Below are 19658 nucleotides of genomic sequence, written 5' to 3'. Positions count from 1 at the left end.
GCTACTTCGTGGGCTTCTTGCCGGTCATGCCGAGGTGGACCAACAGGGCGAGATTGGGCTTCAGTTCGGCCTGCTTCACGCCCCAGCTCTGGAAGCCCTTCTGGTGCGAGGCGACCGAGGCGAGCATGACGACCAGCGAGCCGGCCACCGCCGCCGGGCTGACGTCCTTGTCGACGCGGCCCTTGGACTGGAGCTCGGACACCGACTCCGTCAGGGAGTTGGTCACCGAGTTGAGGATCTTCAGGCGGATCTTGTTGAACCGCTTGTCGCCCTCCGCCGCGCCCAGATCCACCACTCGGAGGATCGCGTCGTGTTTGCGCCAGAAATCGAGGAACCCCTCGACAAGCTCCTCGGACGTCTGCCACCCGGCCTTGCCGATCCAGGAGCGGCCGGAGACCAGCCCGGTCAACCCGGTGCCCTCCTTGGCCATTTCCTCGGCGATTTCGAGGACCGCGCCCTCGACGTCCGGGAAGTACTGGTAGAACGTCGCGGGTGAAGTGCCCGCCCTGCGGGCGACGTCGATGACTTTCACGTCCCGGTACGGCGAGGAGCTGAGCATCTCGCCGAGACAGTCGAGCAGCTTCTGCCGCGTCGCCTGTCCGCGTCGACCAGCCACGCGGCCGTCGACGGTGCGCACTTGTCCTGTCATGCCGTCAGCTTACCGAGGGGTGATCGGAGCGCGATTCGGCCGAGTGCAAATGGGGAACCGGCCATCTCCCGCACGGGACCGCGAGGGGCCGGTCCCCAGGTTGTGCACAGGAATAGTGTTATCAACAGCCTGTGGACAACTTCGGTGGATAACTCGGGGTGGCGACGGCTTCACCCTGGGATAATGAACCAATTGTTCGATTTTATCCGCTGCATTTCCGGCCAACCCGCATTAGCTTTGCTGTGACGGGCGCCACACGCCGCAGCCGTACGTCCGTACGTCCCGTACGTCCGTACGGCCGTGCACAGGGAAGGACCGGTCCATGGCCGCATTCGCGGAGGGCACGCCGTGCTGGGTGGATGTGTCGCTCCCTGATCTGGAGGCGGGCAAGCGCTTCTACGGGGAGCTGTTCGGCTGGACCTTCGGCCGGGCCGCCGGGGCGGAGCGCGGGCACTACACGGAGGCGTACAGCGACGGGAAGCGGGTCGCGGGGCTGGTCGCCAAGCGGGACGGCAGGATGCCCACGGTCTGGGGCGTCTACTTCGCCACCGACGACGCGGTCTCCCTCAGCCGGCGGATCAGGGAGGCGGGCGGTCAGCTCGTCCGGGAGCCCGTGGCGGTGGGGCGGTCCGGTGTCATGGCCCAGGCGGCGGATCCGGCCGGCGCGGTCTTCGGGCTCTGGCAGGCGGGCGAGGAGACGGGGTTCGAGAAGAAGGGCCTGCCGGGGTCCTTCTGCTGGACGGAGGTCTACACGAGGGACAAGGCGCGGGTGGACCCCTTCTACGAGAGCGTCTTCGGCTTCCGCGCCGAGGACGTCCCCGGGGGCGGGGGCCCCGGAGGCGGGGACTCCGGTGTCGATTTCCGCAGGTGGTACCCGGCGGACGCGGCACCGGGCGAGGCGGGCGCCGTGGGCGGGCGCAGCGTGATCACGGACGCCTTCCCCGCGGAGCTGCCCGGCCACTTCCTGAGCTATTTCTCCGTCGCCGACTGCGACAGGACCTCGGGTACGGCGGTCCGGCTCGGCGGCCGGATCACCGCGCCGCCCTTCGACATCGCGTCCGGGCGGATGGCGGTCCTGGTGGACAACCAGGGCGCGTCCTTCGCCGTATTGGAGGAGCGCCCGGCGGAAAAGGAAGCGCCGGATGCGCCAAAAGCGCCGGAGGCGCCCCTGACGGAATCCGCTCCGGAATCCGTATCAGAGCCCGAGTCCGGATCGGAGCCCGAGTCCGGCAGAAAACGGCGGCTGGGCTGGAAACGGACTTAGGGTGTGTCCGTCGCGGGGCCTGGGCCGTGAGGGGACTGCGACCGGCGATGCGGGGGACAATCCCCGATAGGCGGGCGTCGCGGCGGTGGAGATGTGGGTGGTTGTCCGGAACGGGACGAGACACCCCGATCCGCCCCCGGGTTCGCAACCGCCGCCTCCGGCAGGAAGAATCAGGGCGCACGGGGGCCGTACCTAGTGGCCCGTACGGGGAGGTGGCAGGCAAGTGGAGCAGCTGACGCAGCACGACCCGAGGCGTATCGGCCCTTTCGAGGTGCTGGGGCGGCTCGGGGCCGGCGGCATGGGGCTGGTCTATCTCGCTCGATCGGCGTCCGGTCGCCGCGTGGCGATCAAGACCGTTCGTACCGAACTCGCCGAGGACCAGCTCTTCCGGGTCCGCTTCACGCGCGAGGTGGAGGCGGCCCGCGCCGTCAGTGGCTTCTACACGGCCGCCGTGGTGGACGCCGATCCACGGGCCGCCGTGCCCTGGCTGGCCACGGCGTACGTGCCCGCGCCCTCGCTCGAGGAAATAGTGAATGAGTGCGGTCCGATGCCGGCCCAGGCGGTGCGCTGGCTGGCCGCCGGGATCGCGGAGGCCCTCCAGTCGATCCACGGTGCCAGTCTCGTCCACCGCGACCTGAAGCCGTCGAACGTGCTGGTGGTCGAGGACGGTCCCCGGGTCATCGACTTCGGGATCGCCTCCGGTGTCTCCAACACCCGGCTGACCATGACGAACGTGGCGGTCGGCACGCCCGCGTACATGTCGCCCGAGCAGGCCAGGGACTCCCGCAGCGTGACCGGCGCCAGCGACATCTTCTCGCTCGGGTCCACCCTCGTCTTCGCCGCCACCGGACACGCCCCCTTCCACGGGGCGAACCCGGTCGAGACGGTCTTCATGCTGCTGCGCGAGGGCCCGGACCTGGAGGGGCTGCCGGAGGAGCTGAGGCCGCTCATCGAGTCCTGTATGCAGATGGACGCCGGGCTGCGGCCCACGCCCGCCGACCTCCAGGCGCAGCTCGCCCCGCATCTCTTCGCCTCGGGCAGTGACGACAGCGGTACGGCCTCGGCCTGGCTGCCGGATTCCGCCACCGCGATGATCGAGCGCCGCCGCAACGGCGGCCGGGTCGCCGCGGTCGCGCGCCCCGCGGCCCCTCCCGTACCGCCGCAGCCCCAGCACCGGCCGCCGCGGCCCGCGCAGGCGCCCGACTGGGATGCCGCGTGGCGCCCGGACGGCGCCGGCCGGGCGAGCCAGGGCGGCGGACCCGGCGGTGGCCACGCCGCCGCCCACGCCGCCGTGCCCGGCGGGCAGCACGCGGCGCGGCCCGTGGGGGCGGGCGCCGCCCTGCCCGCCGCCGCGCCGTCCGCCAGCCCGGTCCGGCTGCCGGGCGCGCCGGTCCCGATCGGCCCCGGGCCGCGCGTCGCGGACGCGCACGCCGTGGCGGACGCGGGCCCCGCCACCGGCTGGATCCGCCCGCCCGCCGGGCTGACCGGCGCGGAGCCGCCGGGCGCCGCGCCGCACCCGGGCGCCCCGCCGCTGCCCGTGCCCACCCAGCCGCCCGACATGCCCGGGGAGGCCCAGCGCTGGCGGCCCTGGCGGTTCCGGATGTCCAACGACGTCTGGGGGACCCCGGTCGTCGACGGGGAGCTGCTCTACGTCACGTCCTTCGAGGTCCACGCCCTGGACGTGGCCAGCGGGCGCCGCCAGTTCAAGACCCGGGACGTGGCCTGGGCGATGGCGGTGGCCGGCGGCCGGATCCACGCCTCGGACGGCCCGACGCTCTACGCGCTCGACGGCACCAGCGGCACGGAGCACTGGCGCCTGCAGACCACCTCCTGGGTGTACTCCCTCAAGGTCGACCGCGGCACGGTCGTCACCGGCACCCGCGGCGGCGGCGTCCAGGCGTGGGAGGCGTCCAGCGGCGAGCGGCTGTGGGAGATCGCGGGCGCCCAGACGGACTTCGAGACCCCGGAGTCGGGCCCCACCATCGTCGACGGCACGGTCTTCGTCTGGAAGGACGCGCGGCTCCAGGCGCTGGACGCGCGCTCGGGCACGGAGCTGTGGTCGTACCCGATCGGTGACGCGGCCTCCTGCGGCGGCGTACCCGTACGGGTGAGCTCCGGCTCCGACGGTCACCTCTACGTCGCGGCGGGCACCCGGGTGCTCCGCATCGACCTCGCCACCGGCCATGTCCGCTGGCACTTCGAGGCGCCCGCCGTCTTCCTCTCCCCGCCCGCCTTCGCGCCGGGCCCGGCCGTCACGGGCGGCGGCGTCTACCTCGCCGACTACCTGGGCACGGTGTACGCGCTCGACGCGACCACCGGCAAGGACCGCTGGCGCATCGCGACCGAGTCCCGGCAGTCGATCGAACCGGTCCTGGTCGCCGACGGCAACGTCCATGTCGGCAGCGGCAGCGCGCTGTACACCCTGGACGCGGTGACGGGCACGCCCAAGTGGCGCTTCGCGGCGGGCGGCGAGGTGATCGGCGCCCCGGTCGTCGCCGATGGGCGGCTGCACTTCGGCTCGGCCGACCACGTGCTGTACACGCTGGACGCGAGCGGCGGCCAGCTCCGCTGGAAGCTGGCGACGGGCGGCGAGATCACGGGGTCGCCGGTGGCGCGGCGGGGCGTGGTGTACGCGTGCAGCAAGGACCGGTGCGTGTACGCGCTGGACGCGGTCAAGGGGACGGCGACGGGACGCGGTTCGCGGTAGCCCGCGCCGCGCCGGCGTCGGGAGCCCCGGTCCCGCGGCCGGCCCCGGTCCCGCGCCGCCGGGGTCAGTGGCCCCGGCGGGAATTCCGGGGCCGGTTGCCGCCGCGCGGGTCGTTGCCGGGCTCTTCGTACCACTGGCCGGTGACGGGCAGGGACTGCGTGTCGCCGTCCTGTGGCTGGGGCTCGGGCCAGGGGTCGGGCTCGGGGCCCTGCTGCCCGTACTCCTGCTGCCCGTACCCTTGTCGGCCGTATCCCTGTTGCCCGTATCCCTGTTGCCCCTGCTGCCCGTAGTCCCGCGGGTCGTACGGCTGGGGTTCGTAGGGCCCTGGCTCGTACTGCTGGGGCTCGTACTGCTGCGGTGCGGGCGTCCGCTCCCAGTCGTCGCGCCCGGCGCGCCGGCGGCCGGACATCAGGAGCGCGGCCAGCAGCAGCGCCGCCCCGCCGCCCGCGGTGTACGCGACCCCGATGCCCAGACCGGAACCGTTCCCGCTGATGGTGAGGGAGCCGGCCGCCTGTCCCTGACGCACCATCCACAGCACGGTGAAGCCGAGGACGATCAGCCCGGCCAGCGCCACCAGCAGACGGGAGCGCGCCACCACCCCGACCAGGGTGACCAGGGCGGCGAAGGCGAAGGGCAGCAGGAGCGAGGTGACGAGTCCGGCCCCGTTCGCGGTGACACCGTCGAAGAGATCGGCGACGCGGTAATCGCGTCCGGCACGCCCGTCGTACCAGGCGCGGAACGGCCCGAAGACGGCGGCCGCGGCCCCCGCCAGAGCGAGGATCGAACCGAAGATGTTGCGGACCATCGCCCGGCCTCCTTGGCTGTGCGGAATCCTGCTCCAGGTGCCGACGCTACGCCGGGTGCCTGGTGTGCGCCATGTGGCGCCTGCGGCTGTCCGTACACGCTGCTACTCTGTCGCGCGCACTTGGCAGGTTCATGCGAGCCCCACTCCATGGGGCCCGTGGGGGCCGCCGGGCGGTGCTGAGTAGTTGTACGTTTCCAACGGGGGGAGTGACTCGGCCTTGATGCGTCGACGTCTGAAGTTCGCGGCCGTACTGGTCGTGGTGGTACTGGCTCTGACGGGGTTCTCCTCGTCCAAGGCCGGCAAGCGGGGAAGCGGAAGCAAGGGGAAGTCGAGCAGTAGCGGCAGCAGCAGCGGCGGCGGCTGCTCGAACTCGAAGAAGAGCAACGGGTCGTCGGGGTACAACGCGGGCTCGCAGCAGCACGCGTACGACAACGACAACGACGACAACAACGGCTCGTCCGGCGGTACGTACGACGACCCGACGCCGACGCCCGCCGTCACGGGGACCGCGGACGGTGTCGAGGCGCGGATCGTCACCTGCGTCCGTCAGGCGAAGGGCAAGCGCAAGGCGGTCACGTACGCGACCGTACGGGTGGAGACCGCGGTGGGGGCGGCCGACCGCTACGACATCGACGTGACGTTCACGGACGCCACCGGCCGGGTCGTCGACTCCGGCGAGACGGAGGTCGACCTGGAGGGCGGCGGGACGACGACGGTCAGGGTGGCGATGGACAGCCCGCGCCAGGTGTCACGCGTGCGGAAGTGCGCGGTGAGCACGGCCCTCGACACCTGACCGGCCGGCGACGGTGACAGCGAAGAGGGCCGAGCGCGAAGCTCGGCCCTCTTCGCTGGCGCCCCGCCGGCCGGACGGCTGGGCGTCGGGTACGGCGGGGCGTCAGGTGACGTGGACATCCTGGGTTTCGACGCTGACATGCGAGTCCCGGGGGTGATCGGTGACGTGGTTGTCACCGGCGAGAGCCGGCGACGCCGCGGTCGCGCCCGCGGCGACGATCAGGGCGGCGGTGACCAGGATTCTCTTGGCGAGGGTTATCTCAAGTGTCATGTCGAAATTCTTTCCGGTAGGCACTGCCGCAACCGTCGACGGCGCATCGGTAAGTGGTAGAGGCGGTTCCGGCCCCTGACACGCCAGGGCCGCGGCGGCTCCCCCTCCGCGCCGCCGCGGCCGATACCCCCGTCGAAGAGGCTTGATCAGGCAGGCTCGCTGGTGACGTGCGTGTCACCCTGCGGCTTGACGTCCCCACTCGTGACGTGTGTGTCCAGCGGCTTGGGCGTGGTGTCCGGCTCGTCGGTGACGTGCGTGTCGCCCTGCGGCTTGACGATCTGCTCGGTCTTCTTCTCGCTCATGGCCTGAACTCCCTCGTATAGAGCGATGCGGTGGGGCATGAGGCCCGTCCGGCCGTTCCCCCGAATGACCGGACGGGCGTCTCAAGGCCGCTCACCCTAGGGGTTCGGCCTCACATCGATCCGTCTGCCCCCCGACGCAACGGATTCGACGGGGACGACAATGCCGTGTCGTGCTAAACGAATGATGAACGTGCAGCCCAGACCGGTTATGCGACGACGGCGGAGCTGATGAGGCTGTGTACTTCCGTTGCCTCCGGTGACCCCAGTTCCTCGAAAATGGTCAGTGCTTCCTGCCAGCAGACCTGGGCGCGTCCCGTCTGCCCTATGCCGTTCAGGGCCCGGCCGAGCGCCGTCAGCACCTGCCCGCGCCGCCACTCCCCGCCGATGCCGCGCAGCACGATCAGCGCCATCTCCGCGTTGGACGCGGCCGGCGCGGGCCGCCTGCCCGCCAGATCGACCTCGGCGAGGCGGAAGAGCGTCATCCCCTCCCAGAGCCGCTGCCTGCTGTCCCGGAAGGTCTCCAGGGCCTCCGAGAACTGCTGGGCCGCGTCGGAGAGATGGCCGATCTTGGTGAGCGCCATGGCGAGCGCGTAGCGGGCGTTCGCGGCGCGCAGGGCGTCGCTGCCCATCTGCTCGTAGATCCGGATGCCCTCCTTGGCGAGGGAGACCGCGCTGGACGTACGCCCCATCGCGAGATGCGCGCGGGAGAGGTTGCAGAGCGCGGACGCCTCGCCCGGCAGGTTCCCGTCGGCCCGGAAGTCGTCGATCGCGCGCTTCAGATGGACCTCGGCGTCCGCGTTCCGGTTCTGGTAGAAGGCGATGGCACCGCGGAGGTTGCTCACCCAGCAGACGGTCAGCGTGTCGCCCGCGGGCTCCGCCAGCGCCATCGCCTGCCGGGTCCCCTCGTCGGCCTCCTCGAACCGGCCCGTGGACAGCCGGAGGTTGCTCAGGGCGATGAGCGCCCGGCCCTCGGCCCGGTCGTCGCCGAGGGCGTGCGCCGCGTCCCGTACGGCGGTCGCCGTCGCCTCGTACTCCTTGGCGTTGGCGCCCGACTCGCCGAGGTCGAGCGAGGCCCAGAGCAGGTCCACGGCCCGGCGCAGACCCTCCGCGTCGGGACCGCAGGCGGACTGGCGTACGCACGCCAGCAGGCAGTTGGCCTCCGCGTACAGCCAGTCCCGCGCGTCGTGCCGGTCCGTGAACGACAGTCCCTCGTACGACGCCGGCTCCAGGTGGTCGACCAGCCGGTCGCCGGGCCGCTCCAGCGCGTACACCCGCGCCGAGGTCGTCAGGTAGAAGTCCAGCAGCCGGGAGAGGGCGGAGCGCCGCTCCGAGGGGTTCTGCTCGTCGCGCTCGGCGCAGGCGCGCGCGTAGAGCCGTACGAGGTCGTGGTAGCGGTACCGGCCCGGCGCGGCCGATTCCAGCAGCGACGTGTCGACCAGCGACTCCAGCAGGTCCTCCGCCTTCCGCGGCGCCAGGTCGAGCAGCGCGGCGGCGGCCGCCAGGGAGATGTCGGGGCCGTCGGCGAGGCCGAGCAGCCGGAAGGCGCGGGCCTGGGCGTGGTCCAGCGCGCCGTAGCCCAGTTCGAAGGTGGCCGCGACCGCCAGATCGCCCGCCTGCAGCTCGTCCAGCCTGCGCCGCTCGTCCGCGAGCTTCGCCGCGAGGACCGACACCGTCCAGGTGCGGCGGGAAGCGAGGCGGGACGCCGCGATCCGGATGGCGAGGGGGAGGAAGCCGCAGGCGGCGACCACGTCGAGGGCGGCCTCGCGCTCCGCGGCGACCCGTTCGAGACCGACGATGCGGGTGAAGAGCTGAAGCGCCTCCTCCGGCGACATCACATCGAGGTCGACGAGATGCGCGCCCACCAGGTCGACCAGCCGGACCCGGCTGGTGATCAGCGCCGCGCACCCGGTCGTCCCGGGCAGCAGCGGCCGGATCTGCGCCGCGTCCCGGGCGTTGTCCAGCAGCACGAGGACGCGCCGGCCGTCGAGCACGGAGCGGAAGAGCGCGGAGCGCTCGGCGAGCGAGTCGGGGATCTCGGTGTCCGGGGTGCCGAGCGCGCGCAGGAACGACCCCAGTACGGCCTCCGGCTCCGCCACCCGCGTCCCGGCGCCCTGGAGGTCGACGTACAACTGGCCGTCGGGGAAGTGCGCGCGGGCCGCGTGCGCGACATGGACGGCGAGTGTCGTCTTGCCGACGCCGCCGATGCCCGCGAGCGCGGAGACCGCCATGACGGACCCCTCGGCGGTGGCCAGCCGGTTGCCCAGCTCCCGTACGAAGGCATCGCGGCCGGTGAAGTCGGGGACGGTCGCAGGGAGTTGAGCGGGACGCGGCACGGCGTGCACCGGCTCGGGCTCCTCCGGCGGGCGCGCCAGGTCCTCGTCCGCCTGGAGGATGCGGCGCTGCAGCTCCGACAGTTCGGGCCGGGGGTCCACCCCCAGCTCGTCGGCGAGGAGCCGGCGCGTGTCCGCGTACACGGCGAGCGCCTCCGCCTGCCGGCCGCTCCGGTACAGCGCCACCATCAGCAGCTCGCGGAGCCGTTCCCGCAGCGGGTGGGCGGCGGTCAGGGCGGTCAGCTCGGAGACGGCCTCCGTGTGGGCGCCGACCTCCAGATCCAGGTCGAGGAGGGCCTCGGTGAGCTGGAGGCGCCACTCCTCCAGGCGGGTGCGCTGCGTCTCGGCGTACGGTCCGGGCACGGAGGCCAGCGCCTCGCCGTCCCACAGGTTCAGCGACTTGCTGATCAGGGAGCGCGCCTGGCCGCGGTTGCCGGCGGCGCGCGCCTTGTCCGCGTCGGCGGCCAGCTCCTGCGCCACATTGAGGTCGAGGGCGTCGTGGCCGGTCCGCAGGGCGTAGCCGCCGGACTCGCTGACCAGCACGCCGGGGGAGAGGACCTTGCGCAGGCGGGAGGCGTACGTACGGACGGCGGCGAGCGCCTGCGAGGGCGGTTCGTCGCCCCAGAGCCCGTCGATGAGTTCGGCGGCGGTCGCGGTGCGGCCCTCGCGCAGCAGGAGCGAGGCGAGCAGGGCGCGCTGCTGCGGCGAGCCGGGGGGCAGCGCCTCGCCGCCGCGCCAGGCGCGTACCGGGCCGAGCACGCTGAAGCGGAGGAGCGCGGACTCGTTGGGTTCACCGGCCACGGTGCTGTCGGCCTTTCCGCCCATCACCTTGTCGAACGTGCCGAGTCTATCGGGCCTCATCGACGTGCCGTTGCCGTTGCGGGTCCCGTTATTGGGCCCGTTGCCGGTCTTGTTGACGGTCTCGTTGACGTGGCCGGTCCGGTTGATGTGCTCGCCGATCGGCGCCGCGGTGGTCCCGGTGGGCGCGGTGGCCGCCGCCGTAGCGGTGGTCGCGGTCGTCGCGTGACTCCGGTCGGAATCAACGCCGTTGGCGTGTCCCACGCCGCGCACGGTGTCGGCGCCGCTGCCGTTGGTGCCCCTGCCGTCATTGGTCGCGCCGGTCCTGTTCCTGTCACTCGGCGCGGCCGGAGCCCGTTGCTCCGGTACGCGCGGCCCGCCGTCGAGGCCCATAGCTCCCCCTGCCCGCCACTCACCGGTATCGCCCCGGACAGTCTGCCTTGCCGGAGGCTGTCCGTCAGCAGTGAGCAAGGCTCTGCACAAGCCCTCGACAGGATCAGGACCCCAAGTGGCCGAAGGGCTACGGGGTGAGCGAGGGGGCGGAGTGGCCCGCCGCCTCCCCCTTGGTCTTCCTCGGTCTTCCTTTCACTTCCCCCTCTTCCCGCCCGTACGAAACTGTCGTGTGAGAATCACGGACCGGGTGAGGGATGCCCGGCGAGCGACGCGCGGTGCACGACGCCGAGGGAACAGGGAGTGGAGTCATTGGAACCGCTGGACGCCCAGGATCCGCGCCGGGTGGGGGAGTTCCGGATACTGGGCCGCCTCGGTGAGGGTGGTATGGGACGCGTCTACCTGGCCCGAAGCCCTGGTGGCCGGGCCGTGGCGGTCAAGTTCATCCACGCCGACATGGCCGCGACGCCCGGGTTCCGGGAACGGTTCCGGCGTGAGGTGGACGTGGTCCAGCGGGTCGCCGGCGTGGCGGGGGCCGCCGGTGCGCCCGGCACGGGCACCGTCCCGGTGGTGGCCGCGGGCGTGGACGAACGCCACCCCTGGTACGCCTCCGACTACGTGCCGGGACCGTCGGTCCAGGAGGCCGTGGACCGGTTCGGACCACTGCCCGAGGAGACCTTGTGGAGGTTCGCGGCCGATCTCGCGAAGACCCTTCGGCACATCCATGCCGAGAGCCTGATCCACCGTGACCTCAAGCCGTCCAACGTGCTGCTGTCCAGCGCCGGGCCGCGTCTCATCGACTTCGGGATCGTGCACGCCGCGCTGGAGAGCGCCCTCACCATCTCCGGCGCCCGGATCGGCACGCCCGCGTTCATGTCGCCCGAACAGGCGTACGGGGAGCGCGTCACCCCCGCCACGGACATCTACAGCTACGGCCTGACGCTGGCCTTCGCGGCGACCGGGCAGGTCTCGCGCCGGGCCAGCCAGGAGGTCGATCTCGGCGGTGTGGACGAGCGGTTGAGGCTGCTGATCCTGCACTGCCTCGACCCGGAGCCCGAACGCAGGCCGACCGCGGCGGAGGCCCACAGCCGGGCCGCGGCCATGGACCGGACGACCGACACCTGGCTGCCCGCCCCGATCGCCTCGGCGATCGCGGGCACGTCGGAGCGGCTGCTCAACCTGGAGTCGCGGGACGACGGAGAGCGGGAGCAACCCGGGACCGTACGGGACGAGTTCCACCACGTGCGGACCCAGGGCCCGCAGTCCCCGCCCCCGCCGGCGTACGGCCCGCCGCCGCACAGCGCGCCGCACCCTGTGGGCCCGTACGGACAGCCGCTGTACGGCTCGCCGACGCCGCCCATGTACGGACCCGGGTACGGCTACCCGCAGGCGCAGGCGCAGGCGCACGCCCACCCCCAGGCGCAGGCCCACGTCCGGACGCCGCCGCCCCCGCAGCCCGCGACCGGCGCCCTCGGCTGGGCGTACGGCGGGCTGATCGGGCGCCCGGCACTCGGGCTGCTCTGGCTGGCGCCCCTCAGCCTCGGCTCGTTCCTGCTCCTCTTCGCCCGGTTCACCCTCCTGGGCGGGCTCACGGCCATGCTCCTGCCGGGGCTGCTCGTGCTGGCCGGCTGGCTCACCGTCACCAAGGGCCGCACGGAGCACCGGGTGTGGCACCGCTGGAACCACCGCTACTGGCTGCTCCTGGCCTACGTCGTGGTCCAGGGGTGCTGGGACCTCGTCACCTACGACACGCAGGACATCCTGCTGAAGCGGGGAAGGGCGTCGGCCTATCAGGAAATGATGATCCCGGTGGCAGGCCTGCTCGGCGCGCTGCTCAGCCTCGGCGTCCTCGCCCTGATCTACGTGGTGCCCACGGTCATCTCCCACCGACGGCGACTGCGCGCCGAGGGGCTCTGAGCCGCCGGACGGGCCCGGCCCCGTGGCCGGACCCGCTCCGCCGTCACTCCCCGAGGAACACCGGGTTCGTGAACGCCGCCAGCGCCCCAGGCAGCCCCGTCACCTTCGGGGCGTGCCGCACCTCCGCGCGTACGTAGGCGGCGTACGCGGCGGTCGTACGCCACTCCACCGTGCCCGCGCCGGACTCGGGGAGCGCGGAGCTGTACAGCGGCCCCTGGTCGGTGACGAAGTACACGGTGCACCCCGGGGCGCCGGTCACCTCCAGGCGTACGGTCACCGGGGCGTCCGGGGCGACGCCCAGCCGTTCGCCGATGCCCGCGTGGCGCCCCCGGCCGCCCGCAGCGCCGAAGGCCAGCGAGACCGCCGCGGACTCGGCGACGTAACTGCGGCCCGCCCGGATCCCGGCGAGGATGGCCTCGCGGGTGAGGTCGTCGGCGAGGACGACGGTCTGCGGTGTGCCGACCGGATCGGGGTCGCGGTGCGCGTCGCTGTTCCCCATCGCCGGGGTCCACTTCCGCCCCGTACCGCCCGAGCGGACCGACGCCACCAGGAGGTTGTCCCACTCGGCGAGGGAGATCTCGTCGTCCGGCGTGTACGCGCCGTTCCAGACCTCCACCGCGTCGGCGTCCGCGAAGCCGAACTTCCAGTTGCAGCCGATGCAGGTGCCGTGCGGGTGCGCGGGCACGACGAGGCCGCCCGCGCGGCCGATCTCGCGGGCGAAGCGGCCGAAGCGGTTCTCGCGGGCGCGGTAGCGCCAGTCGATGAAGGTGCCCGGGTCCGTACCGACCGCGAGGACATGGCCGTTGCGGGTCGTGACCTCCTCACCGGTGAGGATCAGCAGGTCGTCACCCCACAGGCCCTCCCAGGCGCGGTGCCCGGAGTATGTGTTGTGCTCGCTGGTGTTGATGAAGTCGAGCCCGGCCGCGCGGGCGAGCGCGGCGATCTCGGCGGGGGTGCGCCTGCCGTCGGAGTGCACGGAGTGGAGATGGCAGTCACCCCGGTACCAGGCCCGGCCGCGCCCCTTGGCCCGCAGCGGCGGGTGGACGGGCGGCGGGGTGGTGCCGGGGGCGCCGAACGTGAGCGTGATGGTGACCTCGTACGGCAGCCCCTCCGGCGCGACGGTGTACGGGCCGAGCGCGATGTGCCAGACGCCCGCGCGGACCGGGCCGGGGATATAGCCCGGGGTGGCCGCGTCGGCCCGTACGAAGAACTCGGTGCGGGCGCCGCCGGACCAGCCGCGGAAGCCCTTGCCGCCCAGCTCCGTGCCGCGCTCGTCGAAGAGGCCGATGTCGAGGGCGTTGCCCTGGGTGCCGGCCGGGACGGCGGGTCGCTCGTACGAGTAGGCGACATGGATCTCGTTGACGCCGCGCGGTACTTCGACGGGGAGGTACACGAAGTCGGGGGAGCCGGTCGGCAGGGTGCCGCGGACGGTCCTGGCCTGTCTGCCGTCGGCGGGCGGGCCTGCGGAGGCGGGGTCGGGGGAGTCGGCGGAAGCGGCGTTCGCGAAGCTCACGGTACTCAACGTAAGCGCGGTGGCGGCTCCCGTCACCAGGAGTCCGCGTCGTCCGATGGGCTGGCTCGTACTCATACCGGCTGCTCCAGAAGGCGAGAGGGGCGAGGATGGCGGCGGGGCTGAGGGGCTGAGGGGCTGAGGGACTGAGGGGCTGACGGAAACGGTGAGACGTTCCGTCACTCTCGTAGCCCGGGGTGAACCGGGGTACAAGGGTTGGCGGGTGGCGGATTGCGGGCAGACACCGGGCGGATGGCCCGGCGTGGGGTCCCGCTCGCCCCCGACGTCCGGCCCGGGGTGCGGTTCACGTCGCCTCCCCCGTGATGCCGAGCATCCACTTCCGGCGTGGGAAGTCACCCGGGGAGGATCAGCGGCCAGCGCCTTCTCGTCCAGTTCGGACGACCGGTCGAAGGGGACCTCGCGTTTGTCGGCGAAGTGGCGGAAGAAGGTGCGGGCGGTCACGCTGGCCCGGTCGGCGATGTCGGCCACCATGGCCTGTTCGAAGCCGGGTTCGATATACAGGGCCGGCGCGGCCTCGCGCAGTCGGTCACCGGCTCCAGGCTCCCACCCCCCATTCGCCGGTCGGTCTCAGTGCGGTCCTTTAGGCCCAGGCGTGGGCCCACGGGCCCTGTCGCTGGGCCCGGGCCGGACCATAGCCTTCGTCGTGCTCCGGGGGACTCGCAAGCGGGGGGAGCGAACAGAGCGACGGCTCACGTGAACTGACGGGCTGTCAGTTCTGACGCGACCATGTGTGTGAGTGCAAGTCAATTCACTTACATAAAAGTTGGGTGAGTCACTTGTCCGGGCTCGGTCTCCAGTCGCACACCGGAATCCTCGCGCGGTTCGCCGGCGATCAGGGGAAGCACGAACTCCCGCCGCCCCTCCGCGCCGCGCGTGTCCTGCTGCACGTGCTCTTCGGGCTCACGGCCGTGGGCGGGCTGGGGCTGGCAGGCGAGGCCGTGTCCACGGGGCTGATGACCCCGACGCTCTTCTTCCTCGCCCTGTACGCGGCGGCTCCGGGGGTGCTCGCCTGGGTGCTCACCTGGCGGCTCCGCGAGGGTGCCAACCGGGTCTGGGGCGGCCTGGTCGCCGTACAGGTGTGGCTGGTCTGCGGCGGCCTGTTCAACATCGCGAGCGGCTCGGTCCGGGGCCTCACCCAACTGGTGCTGCCGCTGGCGATCCTGGCGTTCCTGACCCGGCCGGGGAGCCGTATCTGGCTGGGGGTGCCGCTTCCCGCGAAGACCCTCCGGGAGCTGTTCTCCCGGTTCTCGTTCACGCGTGTGTTCTTCCGGCGGGGTGACCGGGCCCAGACGGCCGTGGAGTACCTGGGGATGATCGTGGTCGTCTCGGTGATCATCCTGGCGATGGTCACCGGGGGCATCTCCAGCCGCTTGACCGGCGGACTCCAGGAGGCGGTCTGCAACCTCGTCGGCGAGTCGTGCGAAGGGTCGGGCGGCACCGGCGGAGGTGCGTCGGGCGGTGCGTCGGGCGGTACGTCGGGTGGTTCGACGGGCGGAACCACCGGGGGCGCCAGTGGCGGCGCCACGGGTGGCTCGACCGGCGGCGAGGACAACGGCGGTACGACCACCGGCGGCACGGCCAACGGCGGGGGCGACAACGGGGGCACCACCGCTTCGGGCGGTGCCGACGGGGGTACGACCGGCGGCGACTCTGGGGGCGATTCCGGGGGAGCGAGCGGCGGCGCCAACGGCGGTGCGAACGGCGGTGCCAGTGGCGGGAGTTCCGGCGGTACGAGCAACGGCGGCCGCGACAACGGAGGCAGCACCGGCTCCGGCGGCGCGACCGGAGGTGCGAACGGCGGCGCCACGGGAGGCGATTCGGGAGGCGACTCCGGCGGTGATTCCGGGGGCGCCGCCACCGGGGGCACAGCTTCGGGCGGCAGCGGCTCCGGTGGCTCGGGATCGGGCGGCTCGACCGGGGGTGCGGTCGGAGGCACGAACAGCGGCGGCCCGTCGTCCGGCGGCTCGACGGGGGGCGACAGCGGCGGGAACAACGGTGGAAGCACGGGCGGCAGCACCGGGGGTGACGACGACAGCGGGGGCGCCGTCGGCGGCGTGGTCGGCGGTACGTCCGGGGGGACCAGCGGAGGGACGAACTCCGGTGGTGCCAGCGGGGGCGCGAGCGGCGGGGACAGCGGCGGCTCCGATTCGGGCGGCGCGACCGGTGGGGCGAGCGGCGGTTCCAGTTCCGGTGGGGCCAGCGGCGGTGCGAGCGGCGGGGCTAGCGGTGGAGCCAGTGGTGGGGCTAGCGGTGGAGCCAGTGGTGGTGCCAGTGGCGGGGCCAGTGGTGGTGCGAGTGGTGGTGCGAGCGGCGGGGCTAGCGGTGGTGCGAGCGGCGGTGCGAGTGGTGGGGCCAGCGGCGGTGCGAGTGGTGGGGCTAGCGGTGGAGCCAGTGGTGGTGCCAGTGGCGGGGCCAGTGGTGGTGCGAGTGGTGGTGCGAGTGGCGGGGCCAGTGGTGGTGCGAGTGGTGGTGCGAGTGGCGGGGCCAGTGGTGGTGCGAGTGGCGGGGCCAGTGGTGGTGCGAGTGGTGGGGCCAGCGGCGGGGCCAGCGGCGGGGCCAGTGGCGGGGCCAGCGGCGGGGCCAGCGGTGGTGCGAGCGGCGGTGCGAGCGGCGGTGCGAGTGGTGGGGCCAGCGGCGGGGCCAGTGGTGGTGCGAGCGGCGGTTCCAGCTCCGGTGGGGCCAGCGGCGGTGCGAGTGGTGGGGCGAGCGGCGGTTCCAGCGGCGGAACCAGCAGCGGTGGTTCCTCGTCCGGAGGTCCCTCGCCCGACCCCTCCAACTCTTCGGACGAGCCCGACGACCCTGACGACGAGCCCGAGGAGAAGCCCAAGGACGACTGCGACACCGCGCCCAGGGCCGCCGGCTTCCCCGCCGTGATGGACGCGGGATCGACCGGTCATCTCATCCTGGCGACCGGTGCCAAGCCCGGCCTCGACGCGCAGGCTACCCAGTCGATGCTGGAGCAGGCGGCCGCCGCCGCCAAGCAAATGGGCAGTTCCGCGGTCCCCGGTTACGACACGTACCAAGAGGCCGAAGATGCCGCCAAGGCGGCCTTCGGCAATGAGTGCAACAAAGACAACAAGGACGCCGACAAGGAGCAGGACAAGACCAGCGATGAGCTGGACAGGGCGGGGAGCGACAAGGACAACCGTCCGATGCAGGACCCGATGCACGCCCTGGACGGTATCCCGGACTACAAGCCGGGACTCGCCGCGCGCAAGGAGTGGGCCCGGGAGGTCGAGGAGATCGCCAAGAAGAATCCTCTGACCGAGAACTTCACCGCCAAGGACGCCCTCGTCATCGCGGACTACACCGGTAGTTGGGCCGCCGACCTCAACAAATACCTGCGGACCGGGAGCGCGCCCGGATCGTTCAGGAACCCCGATGCCAAGGTGCAGGCGATGGACGAGGCGCTGAGCCATCTGCCGCCGGTTCCCGATCTCACCGTCTACCGGGGCACGTTCATGCCGGAGAGCATCCTCCAGCAACTGACCGGCGGTAACGAGGTCAACTTCCCCGAGTACCTGAGTACGTCCACGGACCTCGGCAAGGCGGAAACCGCCCTGGGCCGGGCCAACGGCGGAGGTATGGCCGGTGAGAAGGTGCTGCTCGAAATCGAGACGAGCAACGGCCGCAACATCGACCCGCTCTCCCGCTACCGGGGCAAGGAGTCGGAGGTCCTCATCCCGCGTGACGGGAAGTTCACGATGACGAGTCAGGAGACGCGCGTCATCAACGGCCAGGAGGTCAAGGTCATCAAGGTGACGCAGACGGGCTGACGGCGGACCCCGTGCGGGCGGGCCGGCCGAGCCGGTCGCGTCCGCACGGGGCGGGCGGCCCCGACGCTCAGGCGGGGGAGCCGGCCGGGCCGTCCTTCTCGCCCAACTCGGCGAAGTGGTCGAACTCTCCGGCCATGACGCCCTTCACGAACGCGTCCCACTTCACCTGCGTCGTGGTGACGATGTTGTCGGGGTCGCTGGTCTCCCGGAGATGAATGAGATCCCCGGCCCCGGCGGCCACCTCGATCCACGGCCCGGGGCCGTCGTCGCCCTCGGCGGTGGCGCGGACCCATTCGAGACCGGTGGGTACGTCAGCCATGGTGATCGGACTCCTTGAGTGAGCGGATGAAGCCGGCCCAGGTGGCCGGATCCGTCGTCAGTATGGATTGCGTGGGGTCGGCGCTCTCGGTGAGCCGTATCGCGCGGTCGGGTGTCGCTGCGACGCTCAGACAGGCCTCGCCCTGAGCGCAGTACGACGACTTCTGCCAGGCGGACTCCGCCACGGTTTCCCCTTTCACAGGCACTTGACGATCTCGTGGATGAAGTCCCGGGACGCCGGCTCCGCCAGCGCCACGGAGTCCAGCCGCTCGAAGAGCAGCCGGTACTGGTTCAACTGGGCCTCGGCGTCGATGAACGCTACGCCGTGGGCCTGGTCGAGTTGCACTGTGTCCAGCGGAGGCACAGGCCCGTATCCGTAGTACGCGGTCTGCCCCGAGCCAGGGAAGGACCCGTGCGCGAAGGGGATGACGCGGATCGTGACCTGCGGCAGCTCACCCAGCGAGAGGAGCTGGCGCAGCTGTGCCCGTGTCACGTCGGTGCCGCCGAACCGCATGCGCAGGGCGGCCTCGTGGATGATCGCCCGGTACGGAGCGGGGTCGTCCCGGTACAGGACGGCCTGGCGCTTGATCCGGTGCGAGACGCGGTGCTCGACGTCCGGTGGGGTGAACGGCGGTACGGCCTGACGGTAGATCTCGCGCGCGTGTTCTCTGGTCTGCAACAGGCCGGGAATGTGTGAGGTGTGCACCGTGCGGAATCCGGTGGCGTAGTGCTCGAACTCCGAGAGATCGAGGAGCCCGGCGGGCAGGATGCCCCGGTACTCCTCCCACCAGCCGCGTGTCCGGTCCTGCGCCATGTCGACCAGCGCGGAGATGAAGGGCTCGTCCTGGCAGCCGTAGGCCAGGGCCATCGCGCGGACCCGTTCGCCGCCGACGCCGAATCGGGCCGTCTCGATATTGCTGATCTGCCCCGGCCGCGTACCGAGGAGCTCGGCGGCCGCTGTTGACGTCAGCCGGGCACGCTCCCGGAGCCTCCGCAGCTCAACGCCCAGGCGTACCCGCCGAGCCGTGGGGTCGGGCTTGGATGCCATTGCTCAACTTGCCTTTCGGGACCTACGGACGCACAGGGACGGGGCATCACTCACACGGGTGAGATCTGGGAGTATTACTTGGAACGCTATCAAGTATTCCTTTTTCTCGGTCTGGTCTCCAGGGTAGGCCACCGCCTGGAAGTACCCCGCTCGACGGAGCGACCTGGTCACCGGGCGCCGCACATGCCGCCCCCATATCTGGGCAAATCCCCGCCGTAAACGGAGACCTCCATGCAAACCGTATCCCCGCACTGGGCCTACACGCTCCAACTCCCGCCCGATCCCCGCGCCCCCGGAATCGCCCGTGGCACCGTGCGTAACGTGGTCCAGGCGCACCGCCTGGCCGAACTCGCCGACACGGCGGAGCTGCTGGCGAGCGAGCTGGTCACCAACGCGTACCGGCACGCGCCGGGCCCGTACGCCCTGCGCATCCGCGCCCTGGAACCGCACCGGCTCCGGGTCGGGGTCTGGGACAGCAACCCGGGGATTCCGCCGCCGTTCAACGGTGAACCTTCCCCCGGCGTGCCCGCGACGGACTCCCTGTCGGAGCACGGGCGCGGGCCTTCTCGGACCGGGAGATGACTTCGACCGCGAGCGCGAGCCCTACGTCCCGTGGGTCCGCGAGCCAGTTGTCGTCGTCGTCCCACGCGTCGGGCAGGACGATCAGATCCGGCGTCGCGTAGTCGGTGCGGGGCAAGTACGGCGAGGAGGTCCGCCTGCCCGCGCCGTTCTCCCTGGAGCTGGCCACGGACGGCCTACC

At 72.1% G+C, this 19658-nt stretch carries 15 protein-coding genes and 1 pseudogene; 6 read left to right on the top strand and 10 right to left on the bottom strand.

Annotated features, from left to right (window positions below):
* Nucleotide 1 precedes the first annotated feature (1 nt).
* Nucleotides 2-649 (bottom strand): TetR family transcriptional regulator, encoded by a 648-nt coding sequence (locus AB0P17_RS12090; protein ID WP_365810017.1) that lies wholly within the window; start codon nt 647-649, stop codon nt 2-4.
* 322 nt (nt 650-971) lie between these two features.
* On the opposite strand from AB0P17_RS12090, the gene AB0P17_RS12085 reads away from it, so the two are divergent.
* Together AB0P17_RS12085 and AB0P17_RS12080 are read left to right on the top strand one after the other, a co-directional pair.
* Entirely contained in the window at nt 972-1913 is a 942-nt protein-coding gene (locus tag AB0P17_RS12085; protein WP_365810016.1) for a VOC family protein, read from the top strand.
* A gap of 223 nt (nt 1914-2136) precedes the next feature.
* Nucleotides 2137-4620: a PQQ-binding-like beta-propeller repeat protein gene (locus AB0P17_RS12080; protein WP_365810014.1), complete on the top strand. Its 2484-nt coding sequence runs from the start codon at nt 2137-2139 to the stop codon at nt 4618-4620.
* A gap of 64 nt (nt 4621-4684) precedes the next feature.
* Here the strand turns inward: AB0P17_RS12080 and AB0P17_RS12075 are convergent, their stop codons facing one another.
* A complete protein-coding gene (locus AB0P17_RS12075) occupies nt 4685-5425 on the bottom strand; it encodes a hypothetical protein (protein ID WP_365810013.1) in 741 nt (246 codons plus the stop codon).
* A gap of 220 nt (nt 5426-5645) precedes the next feature.
* Here AB0P17_RS12075 and AB0P17_RS12070 point away from each other — a divergent pair, with 220 nt between their 5' ends.
* Nucleotides 5646-6218: a hypothetical protein gene (locus AB0P17_RS12070; protein WP_365810011.1), complete on the top strand. Its 573-nt coding sequence runs from the start codon at nt 5646-5648 to the stop codon at nt 6216-6218.
* 102 nt (nt 6219-6320) lie between these two features.
* Here AB0P17_RS12070 and AB0P17_RS12065 read toward each other — a convergent pair whose 3' ends face one another.
* The 3 genes from AB0P17_RS12065 to AB0P17_RS12055 form a co-directional block, all read right to left on the bottom strand.
* Nucleotides 6321-6488 (bottom strand): hypothetical protein, encoded by a 168-nt coding sequence (locus AB0P17_RS12065; RefSeq protein WP_365810009.1) that lies wholly within the window; start codon nt 6486-6488, stop codon nt 6321-6323.
* 146 nt (nt 6489-6634) lie between these two features.
* On the bottom strand, nt 6635-6790 hold the full coding sequence (locus AB0P17_RS12060) for a hypothetical protein (protein WP_365810007.1): 156 nt from the start codon (nt 6788-6790) through the stop codon (nt 6635-6637).
* Between the two features lie 206 nt (nt 6791-6996).
* Nucleotides 6997-9945, bottom strand: coding sequence for a BTAD domain-containing putative transcriptional regulator (locus AB0P17_RS12055; RefSeq protein WP_365810193.1), 2949 nt, complete (start codon nt 9943-9945; stop codon nt 6997-6999).
* 666 nt (nt 9946-10611) lie between these two features.
* Between AB0P17_RS12055 and AB0P17_RS12050 the strand changes: the two genes are divergently transcribed.
* Nucleotides 10612-12225, top strand: coding sequence for a protein kinase (locus AB0P17_RS12050; RefSeq protein WP_365810006.1), 1614 nt, complete (start codon nt 10612-10614; stop codon nt 12223-12225).
* Between the two features lie 43 nt (nt 12226-12268).
* Here the strand turns inward: AB0P17_RS12050 and AB0P17_RS12045 are convergent, their stop codons facing one another.
* Entirely contained in the window at nt 12269-13813 is a 1545-nt protein-coding gene (locus AB0P17_RS12045) for a CehA/McbA family metallohydrolase (protein ID WP_365810004.1), read from the bottom strand.
* 351 nt (nt 13814-14164) lie between these two features.
* Nucleotides 14165-14278: pseudogene (locus AB0P17_RS12040) on the bottom strand (TetR family transcriptional regulator); the annotation flags it as partial.
* Nucleotides 14279-14523: 245 nt separating this feature from the next.
* Here AB0P17_RS12040 and AB0P17_RS12035 point away from each other — a divergent pair.
* Nucleotides 14524-17532 (top strand): ADP-ribosyltransferase, encoded by a 3009-nt coding sequence (locus AB0P17_RS12035; RefSeq protein WP_365810002.1) that lies wholly within the window; start codon nt 14524-14526, stop codon nt 17530-17532.
* Between the two features lie 67 nt (nt 17533-17599).
* Here the strand turns inward: AB0P17_RS12035 and AB0P17_RS12030 are convergent, their stop codons facing one another.
* Genes AB0P17_RS12030 through AB0P17_RS12020 form a run of 3 tightly spaced genes read right to left on the bottom strand, consistent with a single transcriptional unit; the run spans nt 17600 to nt 18898 of the window.
* Nucleotides 17600-17851, bottom strand: coding sequence for a DUF397 domain-containing protein (locus AB0P17_RS12030; protein ID WP_365810000.1), 252 nt, complete (start codon nt 17849-17851; stop codon nt 17600-17602).
* A complete protein-coding gene (locus tag AB0P17_RS12025) occupies nt 17844-18035 on the bottom strand; it encodes a DUF397 domain-containing protein (RefSeq protein WP_365809998.1) in 192 nt (63 codons plus the stop codon). Before AB0P17_RS12025 ends, AB0P17_RS12030 begins: the two co-directional genes overlap by 8 nt.
* Before the next feature lie 11 nt (nt 18036-18046).
* Nucleotides 18047-18898 (bottom strand): Scr1 family TA system antitoxin-like transcriptional regulator, encoded by an 852-nt coding sequence (locus AB0P17_RS12020; RefSeq protein WP_365809996.1) that lies wholly within the window; start codon nt 18896-18898, stop codon nt 18047-18049.
* Between the two features lie 231 nt (nt 18899-19129).
* Here AB0P17_RS12020 and AB0P17_RS12015 point away from each other — a divergent pair, with 231 nt between their 5' ends.
* Nucleotides 19130-19480, top strand: coding sequence for an ATP-binding protein (locus AB0P17_RS12015; protein ID WP_365809995.1), 351 nt, complete (start codon nt 19130-19132; stop codon nt 19478-19480).
* Nucleotides 19481-19658: the final 178 nt, after the last annotated feature.

Source organism: Streptomyces sp. NPDC088124 (assembly GCF_040685895.1).
GTDB lineage: Bacteria > Actinomycetota > Actinomycetes > Streptomycetales > Streptomycetaceae > Streptomyces.
The sequence above is the reverse complement of the archived record's forward strand: the minus strand, read 5'-3'. Positions and strand labels throughout refer to the sequence as shown.

Excerpts from the sequence above, each read along its gene's own strand:
- AB0P17_RS12085 (WP_365810016.1), top strand. The coding sequence starts at position 972 with ATGGCCGCATTCGCGGAGGGCACGCCGTGCTGGGTGGATGTGTCGCTC.
- AB0P17_RS12030 (WP_365810000.1), bottom strand. The coding sequence starts at position 17,851 with ATGGCTGACGTACCCACCGGTCTCGAATGGGTCCGCGCCACCGCCGAG.
- AB0P17_RS12090 (WP_365810017.1), bottom strand. The coding sequence starts at position 649 with ATGACAGGACAAGTGCGCACCGTCGACGGCCGCGTGGCTGGTCGACGC.
- AB0P17_RS12060 (WP_365810007.1), bottom strand. The coding sequence starts at position 6,790 with ATGAGCGAGAAGAAGACCGAGCAGATCGTCAAGCCGCAGGGCGACACG.
- AB0P17_RS12020 (WP_365809996.1), bottom strand. The coding sequence starts at position 18,898 with ATGGCATCCAAGCCCGACCCCACGGCTCGGCGGGTACGCCTGGGCGTT.
- AB0P17_RS12075 (WP_365810013.1), bottom strand. The coding sequence starts at position 5,425 with ATGGTCCGCAACATCTTCGGTTCGATCCTCGCTCTGGCGGGGGCCGCG.
- AB0P17_RS12065 (WP_365810009.1), bottom strand. The coding sequence starts at position 6,488 with ATGACACTTGAGATAACCCTCGCCAAGAGAATCCTGGTCACCGCCGCC.
- AB0P17_RS12055 (WP_365810193.1), bottom strand. The coding sequence starts at position 9,945 with ATGGGCGGAAAGGCCGACAGCACCGTGGCCGGTGAACCCAACGAGTCC.
- AB0P17_RS12015 (WP_365809995.1), top strand. The coding sequence starts at position 19,130 with ATGCAAACCGTATCCCCGCACTGGGCCTACACGCTCCAACTCCCGCCC.
- AB0P17_RS12070 (WP_365810011.1), top strand. The coding sequence starts at position 5,646 with ATGCGTCGACGTCTGAAGTTCGCGGCCGTACTGGTCGTGGTGGTACTG.
- AB0P17_RS12045 (WP_365810004.1), bottom strand. The coding sequence starts at position 13,813 with ATGAGTACGAGCCAGCCCATCGGACGACGCGGACTCCTGGTGACGGGA.